This window comes from Variovorax sp. WS11 (assembly GCF_010499245.1).
Lineage (GTDB): Bacteria > Pseudomonadota > Gammaproteobacteria > Burkholderiales > Burkholderiaceae_C > Variovorax.
This window is the reverse complement of sequence record NZ_JAAGOW010000001.1, coordinates 912,312-927,055: the sequence shown is the minus strand read 5'-3', so window position 1 is coordinate 927,055 and position 14,744 is coordinate 912,312. Positions and strand designations below refer to the sequence as shown.

The following is a 14,744-nucleotide window of genomic DNA, read 5'->3' as shown; positions in this document are numbered from 1 at the left end:
CATACTGGGCGCTTCGAATCCGCGCCGCATTCGCATGATTCGCCATACCGTCCGCCACGCAGTGCCCTTGCTGCGCCACCCCCTCCGGTTCGCCTGGGAGGCGGCCAAGGCGTTCCGGGCTAACCAGGGCCTGCTGCTCGCGGGCGCGGTCGCCTACTACGCGCTGCTGTCGATCGTGCCGATCCTTATTCTGAGCGTGATCGCGATGTCGCACTTCATCGGCCAGGCGGAGCTGCTGAGCTCGGTGGGTCGCTACCTGGAGTGGCTGCTGCCGGGCCAGTCACGGGCCATCGTTGCCGAGCTGTCGAACTTTCTGGACCATCGCGATGTGATGGGGCCGGTGCTGCTGGTGACGATGATCTTCTTCAGCTCGCTCGCCTTCACCGTGCTGGAAAGCGCGATGGCGGTGATCTTTCATCACCGCAAGGCAGACCATTCGCGGCACTTCCTGATTTCCGCGGTGATGCCCTATCTCTACATCCTCTGCCTGTGCGTCGGCTTGCTGCTGGTCACCCTGGTGGCGGGCGCGTTGCAGGTGATCGGGCAGGAAAGCGTCGAGCTGTTCGGCCGTCGTTGGTCGCTGTCGGGCGTGTCGGGGGTCCTGCTGTATCTGCTCGGACTGGGCGGCGAGATCTTCATGCTGACCTCGCTCTACCTGGTGATGCCCGTGGGTCGGCTGCGCCTGCGGCACGCATTGCTGGGCGGCGTGACCGCGGCGCTGCTTTGGGAGGTGACGCGCCGCGTGCTGGTGCTGTACTTCGCCACGCTGTCGCAGGTCAACGTGGTGTACGGCTCGCTGACCACCGCGATCGTGGTGCTTCTGAGCCTGGAGATCGCCGCCACGCTGGTGCTCTTCGGCGCCCAGGTGATCGCGCAATACGAGCGCCTCGAGCGCACCGGAAGCGCGAAGCCGATCCCGGGCGAGATCGCAGCGGTCAGCGCGGCGCCAGCCGGATCGCCCCGTCGAGCCGGATCACCTCGCCGTTGAGCATGTCGTTCTCGATGATGTGCTTGGCCAGCTTCGCGTAGTCCTCGGGTGTGCCCAGGCGCGAGGGGAAGGGGACGCTGGCAGCCAACGCGTCCTGGACTTCCTGGGGCATCCCGAACAGCATCGGCGTGCCGAAGATGCCGGGAGCGATCGTCATGTTGCGTATGCCGTTGCGCGCCAGGTCGCGGGCGATCGGCAGCGTCATGCCGACCACGCCGCCCTTCGAGGCGCTGTAGGCGGCCTGGCCGATCTGGCCGTCGTAGGCCGCGACCGAGGCGGTGGAGATCAGCACGCCGCGCTCGCCTGTGGATTCAGGCTCGTTCTTGCTCATGGCGTCGGCCGCCAGGCGGATCATGTTGAAGCTGCCGATCAGGTTGACGGTGATGGTCTTGCTGAACACGGCCAGCGCGTGCGGGCCGCTCTTGCCGACGGTCTTCTCGGCGGGTGCGATGCCGGCGCAGTTGACCAGGCCGACCAGCTTGCCGAGCTTCTGGGCCGCGACCACGGCGGCCTGACCGTCGGCCTCCTGGCTCACGTCGCACTTGACGAAGACGCCGCCGATGTCCTTGGCGACCGCCTCGCCCTTGTCCGCCTGCATGTCGGCGATCACGACCTTGCCGCCGTTCGCGGCCAGGATGCGCGCCGTGCCTTCGCCGAGGCCCGAAGCGCCGCCGGTGACGATGAAAACCTTACCTTCGATCTGCATGTGCTCAGCTCCTCAAAGAATGCGTTCGTCCGGCGATCATAGAGCGCAAAAAAAGGGGCCCCGTCCGAAGACGGGGCCCTTGAATTGGATCCCGAAGGACCCAAGGAGACAATCGTCACCCGCTCGAGGCGGGCCTTGTCAATTGATTAGGCGCGCTTGCGGGCAGCCGTTTGGGCGGTGCTCTTGGCGGCGTTCACGGCCGTGGTCGAGACGGCCTGGAAGTTGGCTTCGGCGACGTCGGTGGCTTGCTTGACGGCCTTCTGGACCGATTCGAAGGCGTTGTTGGCGGCGGCCACGGCGCTCTTCATCACGGCGACGGCGGTTTCCGAACCGGCGGGGGCGTTCTTGGCAGCGCTGTCGACCAAGCCGACGAAGGCTTGCTGAGCTTCAGCGGTCTTGCTTTCGAAAGCCTTGGTGAATTCGGCGCCGGTGCCTTGGGCGATTTCGTACAGGTGGCGGCTGTAAGCGGCGGTCTTCTCGGCCAGGGGCTGGAACAGGCCGGCTTGCAGGGCCAGCAGCTCTTGCGCGTCCTTGACGCTCAGCAGCGCTTGCGTGGTGCCGGCGGCTTCGGTCAGGGCGGCCTTGGAGGCGGTCACGTTCAGTTCGACCAGCTTCTCAACGCCTTCGAAGGCCTTGGTGGTGAGGCCGAACAGCGTTTCGACGTTGGCCTTGTGGGAGGCGATGATTTGGTCAGCGGTGAGTGCCATTTGTGGAGCTCCAGTTAGATAAAGGGGACGATTCACGGTGAGCTGCACTCTTCTTTTTATGTTGCGGCGCAGCATGGCGGAAGTATAGGCAGCGCCCCGGCGCTCTCCAAGAGGTTTTTGCTGCTTTGCAGCAATTTAGAAGCAGATTTCTAAAACCGTCCCGACAATGTTCCTTATGCGTGCTTTTTATTCGGGCCACTTCGTCTTGCCGCTGCCCCCCGGACACCGGTTTCCGATGGGGCGCTACGCACTGCTGCGCGAGCAGATGGAGCGGCACCTGCCCGAGGTCGAAATGCTGCAGGCGCCACGTGCCAGCGACGGTGAGCTGGCGCTGGCCCACACGCCGCAATGGATCGCCGCCATCAGCGATGGCACTGTCGACCCGCAAGCCATGCGGGAGATCGGCTTCCCCTGGAGCGAAACCATGGTCGAGCGCTCGCGCCGCTCGGCCGGTGCGACCATCGCCGCCTGCCGTGCCGCCCTGGCCGAGGGTGTCTCGGCCAACATGGCCGGCGGGACCCACCATGCGAGCGCCGATCGGGGCGGGGGCTTCTGCGTCTTCAACGACGCCGCGGTCGCGGCACGCCTCATGCAGGCGGAGCACGGAAGGCGCGGCCGCGTGCCGCTGCAGGTGGCGGTGATCGATCTCGACGTGCACCAGGGCAACGGCACTGCGCGCATCTTTCGCGAAGATCCGAGCGTGTTCACGCTGTCGATGCACGGACAGAAGAACTTCCCCTTCCGCAAGGAGGCGAGCGACCTCGACGTCGAGTTGCCTGACGGCTGCGGCGACGCCGACTACCTGGCCGCGCTGGAGCAGGCGCTCGACGAGCTCGACCGGCGCTTCTCCCCCGGCCTGGTGATCTACCTCGCCGGCGCCGACCCCTTCGAGCGCGACCGGCTGGGGCGCCTCAAGTTGAGCTTCGACGGCCTGGAGGCGCGCGACCGGCGCGTTTTCGACTTTGCGTGGCAGCGCCGCATCCCGCTCGCGTTCGCGATGGCCGGCGGCTATGCCAGCGACATTGCCGAGACCGTGCAGGTGCAGCTCGGCACCTTCCGCGTGGCCGTCGACTACTGGGGACGCTGGCAGAATTCCGCGGCCAGAGGGCATTGATGAGATGAGCGCCAGACCCACCCCCCACCACCGCAGCGCCTTCCGCGTCTTCCGCAGCATCCCGACGCGCTGGGCTGACAACGACATGTACGGGCATGTCAACAACGTCGTCTACTACGGCTGGTTCGACACCGCCGTCAATGCACTGCTGATTGAGCGCGGCGCGCTGGACATCCACCACGGCGACACCATCGGCTTCGTGGTCGAGACGCAATGCAACTACTTCGCGCCGCTGGCCTTTCCGCAGACGGTGGAGGCGGGCGTTCGCGTGGCGCATGCGGGCAGCTCCAGCGTGCGCTACGAGATCGCGTTGTTCGCCGAGGGTGCCGAGACCGCGGCGGCGCAGGGCCATTTCGTTCATGTCTACGTCGACCGGACGACGCAGCGGCCGGTGCAGCTGCCGGCGGCGCTGCAGGTTCTGGTCGACGAACTGCGCGGCTGAGGGACCGCGCAAAGAAAAAGCGGCGCCCGGTGTGGACGCCGCTTCGGCTGTTGCCGCCTCGGACGGTTATTGCGTCTTGGCTGTGGGCTTCATCATGGCCCGGATGTCAGCCTTGGCCTTGGTCTCGTCGGCCTTGGCCTGCTTCTCGCAAGCGTTCTTGGCGTCGCCCTTCTGGTCGTCGCACTTTTCCTTCGCGACGTCGTAGGTGGCCTTCACCTTTTCTTCCTCGACCTTGCGTGCGTTGGAGTCGCTGGGCTTGTATTGCTGTTCGAGCTCAGCCTTGGCCACGTTTTCCTTGCCCTTGGCTTCCTTCTCGCAGACGTCCTTCGCGTTGTCCTTCATCGCGTCGCACTTGGCCTTGTCCACCTTGTAGGCGGCCTCGATCTTTTCCTTGGCGACCTTGTGTTCGTCCTGGGTCATTGCACTGGCCTGCGTGACCACGAAGCAAGACGAGGCGATCGCGAGCATGAGCAGATGTTTCTTCATGGAGATACTCCTTCCTGTGAGGTTGCTGATCAGTACTTCTCGAACCAGAGCGCCTCCGGCGTGCGGCCGTCGCGCGATTCCCAGTCCTTGACCTGCTTCTCGGCTTCGTCGCGGCTGATGCCGTGGCGTTCCTGGATGCGTCCGAGCAACTGGTCGCGCTTGCCGGCGATGACGTCGAAGTCGTCGTCGGTCAGCTTGCCCCACTGCTCCTTGGCCTTGCCCTTGAGCTGTTTCCAGTTGCCTTCGATGGTGTCCTTGTTCATCGCCTATCTCCTTCAATTGAGGGGTTTTGTCGCTGACCCATTGCTTGTGGCCGGCGTGAGAAGGACTCTGGCTTGCAGGTGGGAACGGAGTGGTAGGACGCCCGGGGAACGGTCCGTAGGCACATGCCGACGCGCCCCGTGATAATCGGACGCACGCAGAAACCGGACACCAGCGCGCCGCATCATCATGATCATCCACAGCCTGCTCGACACCGACCTCTACAAGTTCACGATGATGCAGGTGGTGTTGCACCACTTCCCCGGCGCGCGCGTGGAGTACCGCTTCAAGTGCCGCAACCCGGGCATCGACCTGGCGCAATTCGCCGCGCAGATCCGCGAGGAGGTCCGCCACCTGTGCTCGCTGCCGTTCCGGGACGCGGAGTTGAGCTACCTGCGCTCGATGCGCTTCATCAAGAGCGACTTCGTCGACTTCCTCGGGCTGTTCCGCCTCAACGAGAAGTACATCAAGATCATCCCGCAGGCCTCGGGCGAGCTCGACATCCGCATCGAGGGCCCATGGCTGCACACCATCCTGTTCGAGATCCCGGTGCTGGCGATCGTCAACGAGGTCTACTTCCGCAATACCCAGCCGCGGCCGGACATCGCCGAGGGCCGGCGGCGCCTCGAGACCAAGATCGCGCAGCTACAGGGCGCGGGGCTGCAGGACCTGAAGATTGCGGACTACGGCACCCGCCGCCGCTTCTCCAAGGATTGGCACGACGAGGTGCTGCGCACCCTGAGCCTCCGGCTGGGCCCGGTGACCTCGCCGCCGCAGCGCAGCGCAGACAAGCCGCCGCAGTTCGCCGGCACCAGCAACGTGCTCTACGCCATGAAGCTCGGCCTGATCCCGCTGGGCACCATGGCGCACGAGTACCTCCAGGCCTGCCAGGCGCTCGGTCCGCGACTGCGCGACAGCCAGGTCTTCGGCTTCGAGTCGTGGGCGCGCGAATACCGTGGCGACCTGGGCATCGCGCTGTCGGACGTCTACGGCATGAGCGCCTTCTTGCGCGACTTCGACATGTACTTCTGCAAGCTGTTCGACGGTGCCCGGCACGACAGCGGCGATCCCTTCCAGTGGGGCGAGCGCATGCTGGCCCACTACGCCGCCAACCGCGTCGATCCGCAAACCAAGACACTGATCTTCAGCGACAGCCTGACGGTTCCTCGCACCATCGAGCTCTACCAGCAGTTCCGCGGCCGCTGCCAGCTGGCCTTCGGCATCGGCACCAACCTCACCAACGACCTGGGCTACGAGCCGCTGCAGATCGTGATCAAGATGGTCCGCTGCAACGACCAGCCCGTGGCCAAGCTGTCCGACACGCCCTCCAAAAACATGTGTGACGACGAGCGCTACCTGGCCTACCTGCGCCAGGTCTTCGAGATTGCCCAGCCGACCGCATGACACTTTCGCACGCGCCCACCAGATTCCTTCGCCCGCTGGCCACCGTCGCACTGTCGACCCTGCTACCCGTCACCGCCTTCGCTGCCGACTTCGACGGCGGCAGCCTGTCGCCCGCGTGGGGCCTGCCCTTCGCGGGCATCCTGCTGTCGATCGCGCTCATGCCGCTCCTGGCGCCGTCCTTCTGGCACCACCACTACGGCAAGGTGTCGGCCGCCTGGGCGCTGGCCTTTCTGCTGCCCTTCGCGGCGATCCACGGCGCCGGGCTGGCGGGTGCGCAGCTCCTGCACGCGCTGTTGGCCGAGTACATCCCCTTCATCCTTTTGCTGACAGCACTGTTCGTGGTGGCGGGCGGCATTCACATCCGCGGCAACCTGCATGGCACGCCGGCGCTCAACACCGGCATCCTGGCGATCGGGGCCTTGCTCGCAAGCCTGATGGGCACGACCGGTGCCTCCATGCTGCTGATCCGCCCCCTGATCCGTGCCAATGACAGCCGCCGGCATCGGGTGCACGTGATCGTGTTCTTCATCTTCATCGTGTCGAACGTGGGGGGCTCGCTCACGCCGCTGGGCGATCCGCCGCTGTTCCTGGGTTTCCTGAAGGGCGTGGAGTTCTTCTGGACGGCACGCAACATCCTGCCGGAGACCCTGTTCATCGTCGGCGTCCTGCTGGCGCTGTTCCATGTGCTCGACCGCTGGTACTACGGCAAGGAAGACGCGCTGCCCTTCGACCCCACGCCCGACACCGGCGGCATTCGCTTCGAGGGCGCCGCCAACTTCTGGCTGCTGGGCGGCATCGTCTTCCTCGTGCTGTTGAGCGGCATCTGGAAGTCACCCGTCAGCGTCGACGTCCATGGCACCGAGCTCGGGCTTCCCGGCCTCGTGCGCGACGCCGGGCTGGTCGCGATCACGCTGCTCTCGCTCAGGATCACGGCGCCGCAGGTGCATGCCGACAACCAGTTCGGTTGGGCGCCGATGGCGGAGGTGGCGAAGCTCTTCGCGGGCATCTTCCTCACCATCATTCCGGTGATCGCGATGCTCAAGGCGGGCGTCCACGGCCCCTTCGGCGCGGTCGTCTCGGCCGTGACGCGGCCCGACGGTCAGCCCGATCCGGCGATGTACTTCTGGGCCACCGGCGTGCTGAGCTCCTTCCTCGACAATGCACCCACCTACCTCGTGTTCTTCAACACGGCGGGGGGCGATGCGCAGGCACTCATGACCACGCATGCACCGACCCTGGTCGCGATCTCGGCGGGCGCGGTGTTCATGGGGGCCAACACCTACATCGGCAATGCGCCCAACCTGATGGTCAAGGCCATCGCGGAAAGCCGCGGCGTGCGCATGCCGAGCTTCTTCGGCTACATGATGTGGTCGGGCGCCATCCTGGTGCCGCTGTTCGTTCTCTCCACCTTCATCTTCTTCCGCTGATCATGAACAAACCCAAGATCCTCGTCGCCCGTTCGGTCTTTCCCGAAACCATCGCCCGGCTGGAAGCCCATTTCGAGGTCGAGTCCAACCAGGACGACCAAAGCTGGAGCAAGGCGCAGCTGATCCAGAAGCTCCAAGGCAAGCAGGGCGCCTTCACCACCGGCAGCGAGCGTATCGACGCCGAGGTGCTGGCAGCCTGCCCCGAGCTGAAGATCTGCGCCAACATGGCGGTGGGCTACAACAACTTCGACGTCGACGCCATGACCGCCCGCGGCGTGCTCGCCACCAACGCGCCCGACGTGCTGACCGAGACCACCGCCGACTTCGGCTTCGCGCTGCTGATGGCCACCGCGCGCCGCATCACCGAGAGCGAGCATTTCCTGCGCGCCGGCAAGTGGCAGAAGTGGAGCTACGACATGTTCGCCGGCTCCGACATCCACGGCGCCACGCTGGGCATCATCGGCATGGGGCGCATCGGGCAGGGCATCGCCAGGCGCGGCGCGCACGGCTTCGGCATGAAGGTGATCTATCACAACCGCTCGCGGCTCGATGCGCAGCTCGAGGCCGAATGCAAGGCCGGCTACGCGACCAAGGAAGAGCTGCTGAAGACCGCCGACCACGTCATGCTCGTGGTGCCGTATTCGGCCGCCTCGCACCACACCATCGGCGCCGCCGAGCTGGCCCTGATGAAGCCGACGGCCACGCTGGTGAACATCGCCCGCGGCGGCATCGTCGACGATGCGGCGCTGGCGGCGGCGCTGCGTGACAAGCGCATCGCGGCGGCGGGGCTGGATGTGTTCGAGGGCGAGCCCAACGTGCATCCCGCGTTGCTCGGAGTGCCGAACGTCGTGCTCACGCCCCATATCGCCAGCGCCACCATCCCGACCCGGCGCGCGATGGCAGAGCTGGCGGCGGACAACTTGGTGGGCTTCCTGGTCGACGGCAAGCCGGTCACGCCGCTCAATCCCGCGGTGCTGGGAGGCAAGTAGACCTGTCATGCCTTTGCCGGAATCCTGGATCCTGATCGGCCTCGCCGCCCTCAACATCGTCCTGCTGCTCTGGCTGCTGCTGCGCAAGCCGCCGCCACCCGACCACGGCACCCTGGTTGCCACGCTGGGCGCGGCCAACGAGCGCATCGAGCGCGAGCTGCGGCACGAGATCGGCGAGTCTTCCCGCGGCGCGAGGCAGGAGACGAGCCAGGCCTTTGCGACTTTCCAGCAAGCGCTGGTGCAGCAGGGGGCCGAGGCCACCCGCACGCAGAACGCGCAGATCGACGCCTTCGCGCAGCAGCTGAGCCTGTTGCAGAAGACGCTGGCCGACACCCTCAACACGCAGTTGCAGGGGCTGTCCGAATCGAATGCGCGGCGACTCGCCGAGGTGCGCGCGACGATGGAGACCCAGCTCGCGCAGCTCCAGCAGAGCAACACCGCCAAGCTCGACGAGATGCGCAAGACCGTCGACGAGAAGCTGCAGAGCACGCTCGAGGCGCGGCTGGGAGAGAGCTTCAAGCAGGTGGCCGACCGGCTTGAGCAAGTGCACAAGGGCCTGGGCGAAATGCAGACGCTGGCGGTCGGCGTCGGCAGCCTGCAGCGCGTGCTGACCAACGTGAAGACGCGCGGCGTGTTCGGCGAGGTGCAGCTCGAGGCCCTGCTCGAGCAGGTGCTCACGCCCGAGCAGTACGCCCGGCAGGTCGAGACCAAGCCGCGCAGCGGCCAGCGCGTGGACTTCGCGATCCGCTTCCCCGGCCGCGGCAGCGACGGCGCGCCGGTCTGGCTGCCGATCGATGCCAAGTTTCCGCGCGACGACTACGAGCGCCTGCTCGATGCCCATGAGCGCATCGACGCCGGCGCCGCCGAGCTCGCGGCCCGTGCGCTGGAGGCGCGCATCCGCAGCGAGGCCCGCTCGATCGCCGAGAACTACCTGGCTGCGCCGCACACCACCGACTTTGCGATCCTGTTCCTGCCGGTGGAGAGCCTGTATGCCGAGGTGTTGCGGCGCCCCGGGCTGATGGACGCGATCCAGCGCCAGCACCGCGTGACCCTGGCCGGGCCGACCACGCTCCTGGCGATGCTCAACAGCCTGCACATGGGCTTTCGCACGCTGGCGCTGGAGCAGCAGGCCTCCGAGGTATGGAAGGTGCTCGGCGCCGTCAAGACCGAGTTCGAGCGCTACGGCGAATGGGTGGCGCGCATCAAGGAGCAGGTGGCCAAGGCCTCCGACACGCTCGACAAGGCCGACACCCGCGCCAAGCAGATGCGCCTGGCGCTGCGCAAGGTCGAGGCGCTGCCGGAGGCGCAGTCGCAGGCGCTGCTGCCGGCTGCCGACGACGGCGATTTGGCGACGTGAGCGGCGCCCGGCCGCCCGAAGCCGCCCGCCCCCTCCTTCAGGAGGTGGTGCGCGAAGTACACGAAGTGACGAGCCTGGGGGAGGTCCGCTCATGACCGGCGAGCTGCTGCGGCTGATTGCGGCGCAGATCCTGCTGCATTCGGCCATGGCCGGCATGCGCTTGGGTGCGCCGCTGCTGGCGCTGCAAAAGGGCTACAGCGCGGCCGCCGTCGGCCTGCTGATCGCGCTGTTCGCGCTCACCCAGGTGTTCCTGGCGCTGCCGGCCGGGCGCTTTGCCGATCGGCACGGGCTGAAGCGGCCGCTGATGCTGGCGGTCATCGCCGCCTCGTCGGGGGCCGCGCTGGCCGCTGTCCTGCCCTCGTTCCCGGTCCTGTGCCTGTCGGCGCTGCTGACCGGCGGCGCTACCGGCGTGGCCGTCATCGCGCTGCAGCGCCATGTTGGGCGCGCGGCAAGCAACCCGGTGCAGCTCAAGCAGGTGTTCAGCTGGCTGGCGATCGCGCCGGCGGTCGCCAACTTCGTCGGCCCGTTCTGCGCCGGCCTGCTGATCGACCATGCAGGCCGCAGCCCGGCCGACCTGCCGGGCTTCCGCATCGCCTTCGCCGTGCTGGCGCTGCTGCCGCTTGCGGGCTGGCTCTTCGCGCGCCGCACGCAGGAGCTGCCCCGCATCTCGCCTATGGAAGGCGGCGCCAGGCCGCGCGCTTGGGACTTGCTGCGGCAATCCATGTTCCGGCGCCTGCTGTTCGTGAACTGGCTGCAGTCCTCCAGCTGGGACGTGCATGCCTTCCTGCTGCCCATCCTGGGCCACGAGCGCGGGCTGAGCGCCTCGGTCATCGGGTCCATCCTCGGCGCCTTCGCCATCGCCGCGGCGGTGATCCGCATCGTGCTGCCCCTGGTGGCCGCGCGCGCGTCGGAGCGCAGCGTGATCGCCACCTCCTCCGTGGTGACCGCCATGGTGTTCGCGGTCTATCCGTTGCTGTCCTCCGCGCCTGCGATGGGTGCGTGCTCGGTGGTGCTCGGCTTCGCGCTGGGCGCGGTGCAGCCGATGGTGATGAGCATGCTGCACCAGATCACGCCGCATGCGCGGCACGGCGAGGCGCTCGGGCTGCGGCTGATGACCATCAACGCCTCCAGCGTCGCCATGCCGATGTTGTTCGGCTCGATCGGCGCGCTGATCGGCATTGGCGGCGTGTTCTGGCTGGCCGGCGGGGTGGTGGCGCTGGGGACGCGGGCGGTCTGGGGCCTGAAGGCCTGAGAGGCCTCAGGCCCGCGCCGGTACGAGGGTCAGAGCTTGTAGAAGCGCTTGATCGCGTCCCACGCGTCCTGCGGCGTGTCTACATACTCGACCAGCCTCACGTCCTCGGGCGAGATCACGCCTTCCTCGGCCAGGAAATCGAAGTTGATCAGCTGCTTCCAGTAGTCCGAGCCGAAGAGCACGATCGGCACCGGCCGGGCCTTGCGGGTCTGCACCAGCGTGATCACCTCGAACAGCTCGTCCAGGGTGCCGAAGCCGCCCGGGAAGGCCACCAGCGCCTTCGCCCGCATCATGAAGTGCATCTTGCGGATGGCGAAGTAGTGGAACTTAAAGCTCAGCGCCGGCGTGACGTAGGGGTTGGCCTCCTCCTCCATCGGCAGCGCGATCGCCAGGCCGACCGAGAGGCCGCCGCCCTCGTAGGCGCCGCGATTGGCGGCCTGCATGATGCCGGGGCCGCCGCCGGTCGCGACGAAGAGCTTGTCCTCCGGGTCCTTGTCGTCGCTGTACTGGGCGACCAGCTTGCCGAAGGCGCGCGCCTTCTCGTAGTAGTGCGAGCTGCGCGCCAGCTTGCGCCAGCGCGCGGCGGCCACCGCGTCGCCGGCGGCGTCGGCCTGGGCGATCAGGGCGCCGGACTCTTCCTCGCTGCGGAAGCGCGCGCTGCCGAACACCACCACCGTGTTCTCGATGCCGTGGGCGCGCATCTCGAGATCGGGTTTCATGAGTTCGAGCTGCATGCGCAGCCCGCGCGTTTCGCGCCGCAACAGGAACTCGGGGTCGGCGAAGGCGAGTCGCGAGGGGTCGGCGTGAAGTGGGAGGCCCTTGTCGGCATGGGCCTGGAGGGTGGCCCAGGCGTCGGCGAGGCGCTTGTTGTGGAGGTCGTGTGTGTTGTTGGGCATGGTCTGTCGTCAGGGCGAGTCTCGGATTGTGCGCGCAGCAGGATCCGGGCCTGAAATTGAGACGAGGCTCAGAAGCGGCCGTGGTGGCCCGCGCCTTTCACGAAGCGGGCCGCGCCCGCGGCACCTTCCGCCGCGACGATGGGGACGCCGCGCCGGCCCTCCTGCCGCAGGGCCTCGGCCAGCGGCAGGTCCCACTGGGCGTAGGCGGAGGCGCGGTCGGCCAGCATGCATTGCTGTGGAAAGGCAGCCAGCTCGCGGGCGAGCGCCTCGGCGGCCTCGCGGGCCGTGCCTTCGGGCACGACGCGGTTGACCAGGCCCATCGCTAGCGCTTCGTCGGTCGTGACGGGGCGGCCGGTGAGGATCAGGTCCAGGGCGCGGCCCAAGCCGACCAAGCGCGGCAGCCGCACGGTGCCGCCGTCGATCAGCGGCACGCCGAAGCGGCGGCAGAACACACCGAGCACGGCGCTGCTTTCCGCCACCCGCAGGTCGGCGAGCAACGCCAGCTCGAGGCCGCCGGCCACCGCGTGGCCGGCGATGGCCGCGATCAGCGGCTTGGCCAGCGCCATGCGCGTGGGGCCCATGGGGCCGGTGCCGCCGCCCTCGGGATCGAGCTCGTTGCGGCGCGCCGGGTCGTTCACCGCGCCGAGGTCGGCGCCGGCGCAGAACGTTCCGTGCTCTCCCCAGAGCACCGCCACGCGCTGGCTGTTGTCGGCTTCGAAGCGCTCGAAGGCCTCGCTCAGCCGCTCGGCCATGTCGCGGTCCACTGCGTTGCGCTGCCGCGGGCGGCTCATGACGATGGTGCTGACCGGGCCATCGATCTCGGTGCGTACGGAAGGGCTGTCCATGGTCGGAGCGTACGCAAAAAAGGCTCCCGAAGGAGCCTTTTGACGCAAGTGCGGGAGCCGCTCAGACGCGTTTGCGGTATTCGCCCGTGCGGGTGTCGATCTCGATGCGGTCGCCCTGGGAGACGAACAGCGGCACGGGAACCTCGAAGCCGGTGGCGATCTTGGCGGGCTTCAGCACCTTGCCCGAGGTGTCGCCCTTGACGGCCGGCTCGGTCCAGGTGATCTCGCGCTCGACGCTGGTGGGCAGTTCGACCGAGATGGCCTTGCCGTCGTAGAACACCACTTCGACCGGCATGCCGTCTTCGAGGTAGTTGAGCGAGTCGCCCATGTTCTCGGCCTCGACCTCGTACTGGTTGAATTCGCTGTCCATGCAGACGTACATCGGGTCGGCGAAGTAGGAATAGGTGCAGTCCTTCTTTTCGAGAACGATCTGCTCCATCTTGTCGTCGGCCTTGAACACGACTTCGGTGTTGAAGTTCGCGATCAGGCTCTTGAGCTTCATGCGCACGGTGGCGGAGTTGCGACCGCCGCGGCTGTATTCGGTCTTGAGGACGACCATCGGGTCCTTGCCGTGCATGATGACGTTGCCGGCGCGGATTTCTTGAGCGATTTTCATAGTCAGGGTCTCTGGATGTTGGCCGCTCGGTGTGTCTGGTGGGCGAGACCCCTCGACACATTCACCGCGGCGGGTTCAGCAGATGAGTGCGGCAGGGGCCGGAAAGGCCCTGGCCGGAAATCCGCAAAGCCCGCAATTCTAACTTTTTTGGGCGACGAACTGCCGCAAACGGCCCAGAAGGCCATCCTGCCGGAGCAGGCGATCGCGTGCTGCAGCGACGGCGGCCTGCCAGCGCGCGAGCGCCGCCGGGCCGAACTCCGGCAGCTCGCCCGCGGCCATGCCGTTCCAGATGTGATGAAGGCGGCGCAGCTCGGGCGGGGCGCCCAGCCAGTCCAGGAAGGCATCGAGCTTGCTGTGGTGGGCGTCGTCGTCCTGGGCGTAGATTTGCCAGACGAAGGGGGCGCCGGCCCAGAGGGCGCGCACCAGCGAATCCTCGCCCCGCACGAAGTTCAGGTCGCAGGCCCACAGCAGGTGGTCGAAATCGTCCTGGGTGAAGTAGGGCAGCCAGGTAATGGACAGCGCACCGCGCTGGGCCGGCCCGGGCGGCAGGGCCTGCGAGGCGCGGCCGGCGGTCACCAGCAGGCGGGTGGGCTCGCCCGCATGCTCGAGGCGGGTCAGCAGCGCGTCGAGCGCCGGCGGTTCGTAGCAGAAGAGGCAGACCAGGCGTTCCCCGTTCCAGGGGATGTTCTGCCGAGCGAGCCAGGCCGCCCGGTCGAAGCGTGCGCGGCGCGACGGCACGTCGGCCTCGCGCAGCAGCCCGCCCGTCGAAGGGGTGAAGCCGGGGTAGAAGAAGTGCTTGGTCAGGCCCGCGCCCGGGCCCTTGAACACGGGCGAGGGCAGCCCGTGGAGCCGTTCGACATAGGGCTCGGCGGAGAGGTATTCGAGATTGAGCCACACGCGGCGCGCCGCGCCCGGAGGCGCCGGCTGCGCGAAGCGCGCAACGAGATCGGGCGCGGGATCGCAGCCGAAGGCCTCGATCAGCACGTCGGGTCGCGGCGCGGCGGCGGCCTCCTGCGCGGCGCCGGCGGCGGTCCAGGCGACCACGCGGACACCGGGATGGCCCTGCGGCGCCATCCACGCCAGCGCTGACGGATCGTCGATCCACAGCCGTACCGTGTCGCCCGCGGCCGCGAGCCCGCACGCCAGGCGCCAGCACACGCCGACGTCGCCATGGTTGTCGATGACCTTGCAGAAAATGTCCCAGCGCATCGCGGGATACTCTACAGCCCGTTCCCCGGCGACCCGCGCAGGATC

At 67.5% G+C, this 14,744-nt stretch carries 16 protein-coding genes; 8 read left to right on the top strand and 8 right to left on the bottom strand.

Features of this window, described 5'->3' with window-relative positions; translation table 11 throughout:
* Positions 1-34: 34 nt before the first annotated feature.
* Positions 35-988, top strand: coding sequence for a YihY/virulence factor BrkB family protein (locus GXN78_RS04810; RefSeq protein WP_106560120.1), 954 nt, complete (start codon positions 35-37; stop codon positions 986-988).
* On the opposite strand, the gene GXN78_RS04805 is transcribed toward GXN78_RS04810, so the two are convergent.
* Entirely contained in the window at positions 936-1,694 is a 759-nt protein-coding gene (locus GXN78_RS04805) for a 3-hydroxyacyl-CoA dehydrogenase (protein WP_106560115.1), read from the bottom strand. The two genes, GXN78_RS04810 and GXN78_RS04805, sit on opposite strands and share 53 nt — an antisense overlap.
* Positions 1,695-1,840: 146 nt before the next feature.
* A complete protein-coding gene (locus GXN78_RS04800; protein WP_106560114.1) occupies positions 1,841-2,401 on the bottom strand; it encodes a phasin family protein in 561 nt (186 codons plus the stop codon).
* Positions 2,402-2,576: 175 nt separating this feature from the next.
* Between GXN78_RS04800 and GXN78_RS04795 the strand changes: the two genes are divergently transcribed.
* The gene (locus GXN78_RS04795; protein WP_239142606.1) at positions 2,577-3,515 is read left to right on the top strand and encodes a histone deacetylase; all 939 of its coding nucleotides are present in this window, start codon (positions 2,577-2,579) and stop codon (positions 3,513-3,515) included.
* A 4-nt stretch (positions 3,516-3,519) separates the two neighbouring features.
* A complete protein-coding gene (locus tag GXN78_RS04790; protein ID WP_106560112.1) occupies positions 3,520-3,957 on the top strand; it encodes a thioesterase family protein in 438 nt (145 codons plus the stop codon).
* 66 nt (positions 3,958-4,023) lie between these two features.
* On the opposite strand, the gene GXN78_RS04785 is transcribed toward GXN78_RS04790, so the two are convergent.
* Together GXN78_RS04785 and GXN78_RS04780 are read right to left on the bottom strand one after the other, a co-directional pair.
* Positions 4,024-4,443 carry a hypothetical protein gene (locus GXN78_RS04785; protein ID WP_106560111.1) on the bottom strand — a complete coding sequence of 140 codons (420 nt, stop codon included), beginning with the start codon at positions 4,441-4,443 and terminating at the stop codon, positions 4,024-4,026.
* Positions 4,444-4,472: 29 nt separating this feature from the next.
* Positions 4,473-4,706 (bottom strand): CsbD family protein, encoded by a 234-nt coding sequence (locus tag GXN78_RS04780; protein ID WP_106560110.1) that lies wholly within the window; start codon positions 4,704-4,706, stop codon positions 4,473-4,475.
* A 187-nt stretch (positions 4,707-4,893) separates the two neighbouring features.
* Between GXN78_RS04780 and pncB the strand changes: the two genes are divergently transcribed.
* The 5 genes from pncB to GXN78_RS04755 all read left to right on the top strand — a co-directional run bounded on the left by pncB (position 4,894) and on the right by GXN78_RS04755 (position 11,133).
* Positions 4,894-6,108: a nicotinate phosphoribosyltransferase gene (gene pncB, locus GXN78_RS04775; RefSeq protein WP_106560109.1), complete on the top strand. Its 1,215-nt coding sequence runs from the start codon at positions 4,894-4,896 to the stop codon at positions 6,106-6,108.
* A complete protein-coding gene (locus tag GXN78_RS04770) occupies positions 6,105-7,535 on the top strand; it encodes a sodium:proton antiporter (RefSeq protein WP_106560108.1) in 1,431 nt (476 codons plus the stop codon). The genes pncB and GXN78_RS04770 overlap by 4 nt, the downstream gene beginning before the upstream one ends.
* A gap of 2 nt (positions 7,536-7,537) precedes the next feature.
* Positions 7,538-8,524 (top strand): D-glycerate dehydrogenase, encoded by a 987-nt coding sequence (locus GXN78_RS04765; protein ID WP_106560107.1) that lies wholly within the window; start codon positions 7,538-7,540, stop codon positions 8,522-8,524.
* A 13-nt stretch (positions 8,525-8,537) separates the two neighbouring features.
* Positions 8,538-9,881, top strand: a complete 1,344-nt coding sequence (gene rmuC, locus GXN78_RS04760; RefSeq protein ID WP_106560119.1) for a DNA recombination protein RmuC — start codon at positions 8,538-8,540, stop codon at positions 9,879-9,881.
* Positions 9,882-9,972: 91 nt separating this feature from the next.
* The gene (locus GXN78_RS04755) at positions 9,973-11,133 is read left to right on the top strand and encodes an MFS transporter (RefSeq protein ID WP_106560106.1); all 1,161 of its coding nucleotides are present in this window, start codon (positions 9,973-9,975) and stop codon (positions 11,131-11,133) included.
* 29 nt (positions 11,134-11,162) lie between these two features.
* On the opposite strand, the gene GXN78_RS04750 is transcribed toward GXN78_RS04755, so the two are convergent.
* The 4 genes from GXN78_RS04750 to earP all read right to left on the bottom strand — a co-directional run bounded on the left by GXN78_RS04750 (position 11,163) and on the right by earP (position 14,699).
* Complete coding sequence (locus GXN78_RS04750) at positions 11,163-12,029, bottom strand: TIGR00730 family Rossman fold protein (RefSeq protein WP_106560105.1); 867 nt, start codon at positions 12,027-12,029, stop codon at positions 11,163-11,165.
* A 68-nt stretch (positions 12,030-12,097) separates the two neighbouring features.
* On the bottom strand, positions 12,098-12,874 hold the full coding sequence (locus GXN78_RS04745) for a crotonase/enoyl-CoA hydratase family protein (RefSeq protein WP_106560104.1): 777 nt from the start codon (positions 12,872-12,874) through the stop codon (positions 12,098-12,100).
* Positions 12,875-12,935: 61 nt separating this feature from the next.
* Positions 12,936-13,490, bottom strand: coding sequence for an elongation factor P (gene efp, locus GXN78_RS04740; protein ID WP_106560103.1), 555 nt, complete (start codon positions 13,488-13,490; stop codon positions 12,936-12,938).
* Positions 13,491-13,628: 138 nt separating this feature from the next.
* Positions 13,629-14,699, bottom strand: a complete 1,071-nt coding sequence (gene earP / locus GXN78_RS04735) for an elongation factor P maturation arginine rhamnosyltransferase EarP (protein ID WP_106560102.1) — start codon at positions 14,697-14,699, stop codon at positions 13,629-13,631.
* Positions 14,700-14,744: the final 45 nt, after the last annotated feature.

Coding starts and splice junctions, on each gene's coding strand:
- GXN78_RS04810 (WP_106560120.1), top strand. CDS start 35: ATGATTCGCCATACCGTCCGCCACGCAGTGCCCTTGCTGCGCCACCCC.
- GXN78_RS04805 (WP_106560115.1), bottom strand. CDS start 1,694: ATGCAGATCGAAGGTAAGGTTTTCATCGTCACCGGCGGCGCTTCGGGC.
- GXN78_RS04800 (WP_106560114.1), bottom strand. CDS start 2,401: ATGGCACTCACCGCTGACCAAATCATCGCCTCCCACAAGGCCAACGTC.
- GXN78_RS04795 (WP_239142606.1), top strand. CDS start 2,577: ATGCGTGCTTTTTATTCGGGCCACTTCGTCTTGCCGCTGCCCCCCGGA.
- GXN78_RS04790 (WP_106560112.1), top strand. CDS start 3,520: ATGAGCGCCAGACCCACCCCCCACCACCGCAGCGCCTTCCGCGTCTTC.
- GXN78_RS04785 (WP_106560111.1), bottom strand. CDS start 4,443: ATGAAGAAACATCTGCTCATGCTCGCGATCGCCTCGTCTTGCTTCGTG.
- GXN78_RS04780 (WP_106560110.1), bottom strand. CDS start 4,706: ATGAACAAGGACACCATCGAAGGCAACTGGAAACAGCTCAAGGGCAAG.
- pncB (WP_106560109.1), top strand. CDS start 4,894: ATGATCATCCACAGCCTGCTCGACACCGACCTCTACAAGTTCACGATG.
- GXN78_RS04770 (WP_106560108.1), top strand. CDS start 6,105: ATGACACTTTCGCACGCGCCCACCAGATTCCTTCGCCCGCTGGCCACC.
- GXN78_RS04765 (WP_106560107.1), top strand. CDS start 7,538: ATGAACAAACCCAAGATCCTCGTCGCCCGTTCGGTCTTTCCCGAAACC.
- GXN78_RS04755 (WP_106560106.1), top strand. CDS start 9,973: ATGACCGGCGAGCTGCTGCGGCTGATTGCGGCGCAGATCCTGCTGCAT.
- GXN78_RS04750 (WP_106560105.1), bottom strand. CDS start 12,029: ATGCCCAACAACACACACGACCTCCACAACAAGCGCCTCGCCGACGCC.
- GXN78_RS04745 (WP_106560104.1), bottom strand. CDS start 12,874: ATGGACAGCCCTTCCGTACGCACCGAGATCGATGGCCCGGTCAGCACC.
- efp (WP_106560103.1), bottom strand. CDS start 13,490: ATGAAAATCGCTCAAGAAATCCGCGCCGGCAACGTCATCATGCACGGC.
- earP (WP_106560102.1), bottom strand. CDS start 14,699: ATGCGCTGGGACATTTTCTGCAAGGTCATCGACAACCATGGCGACGTC.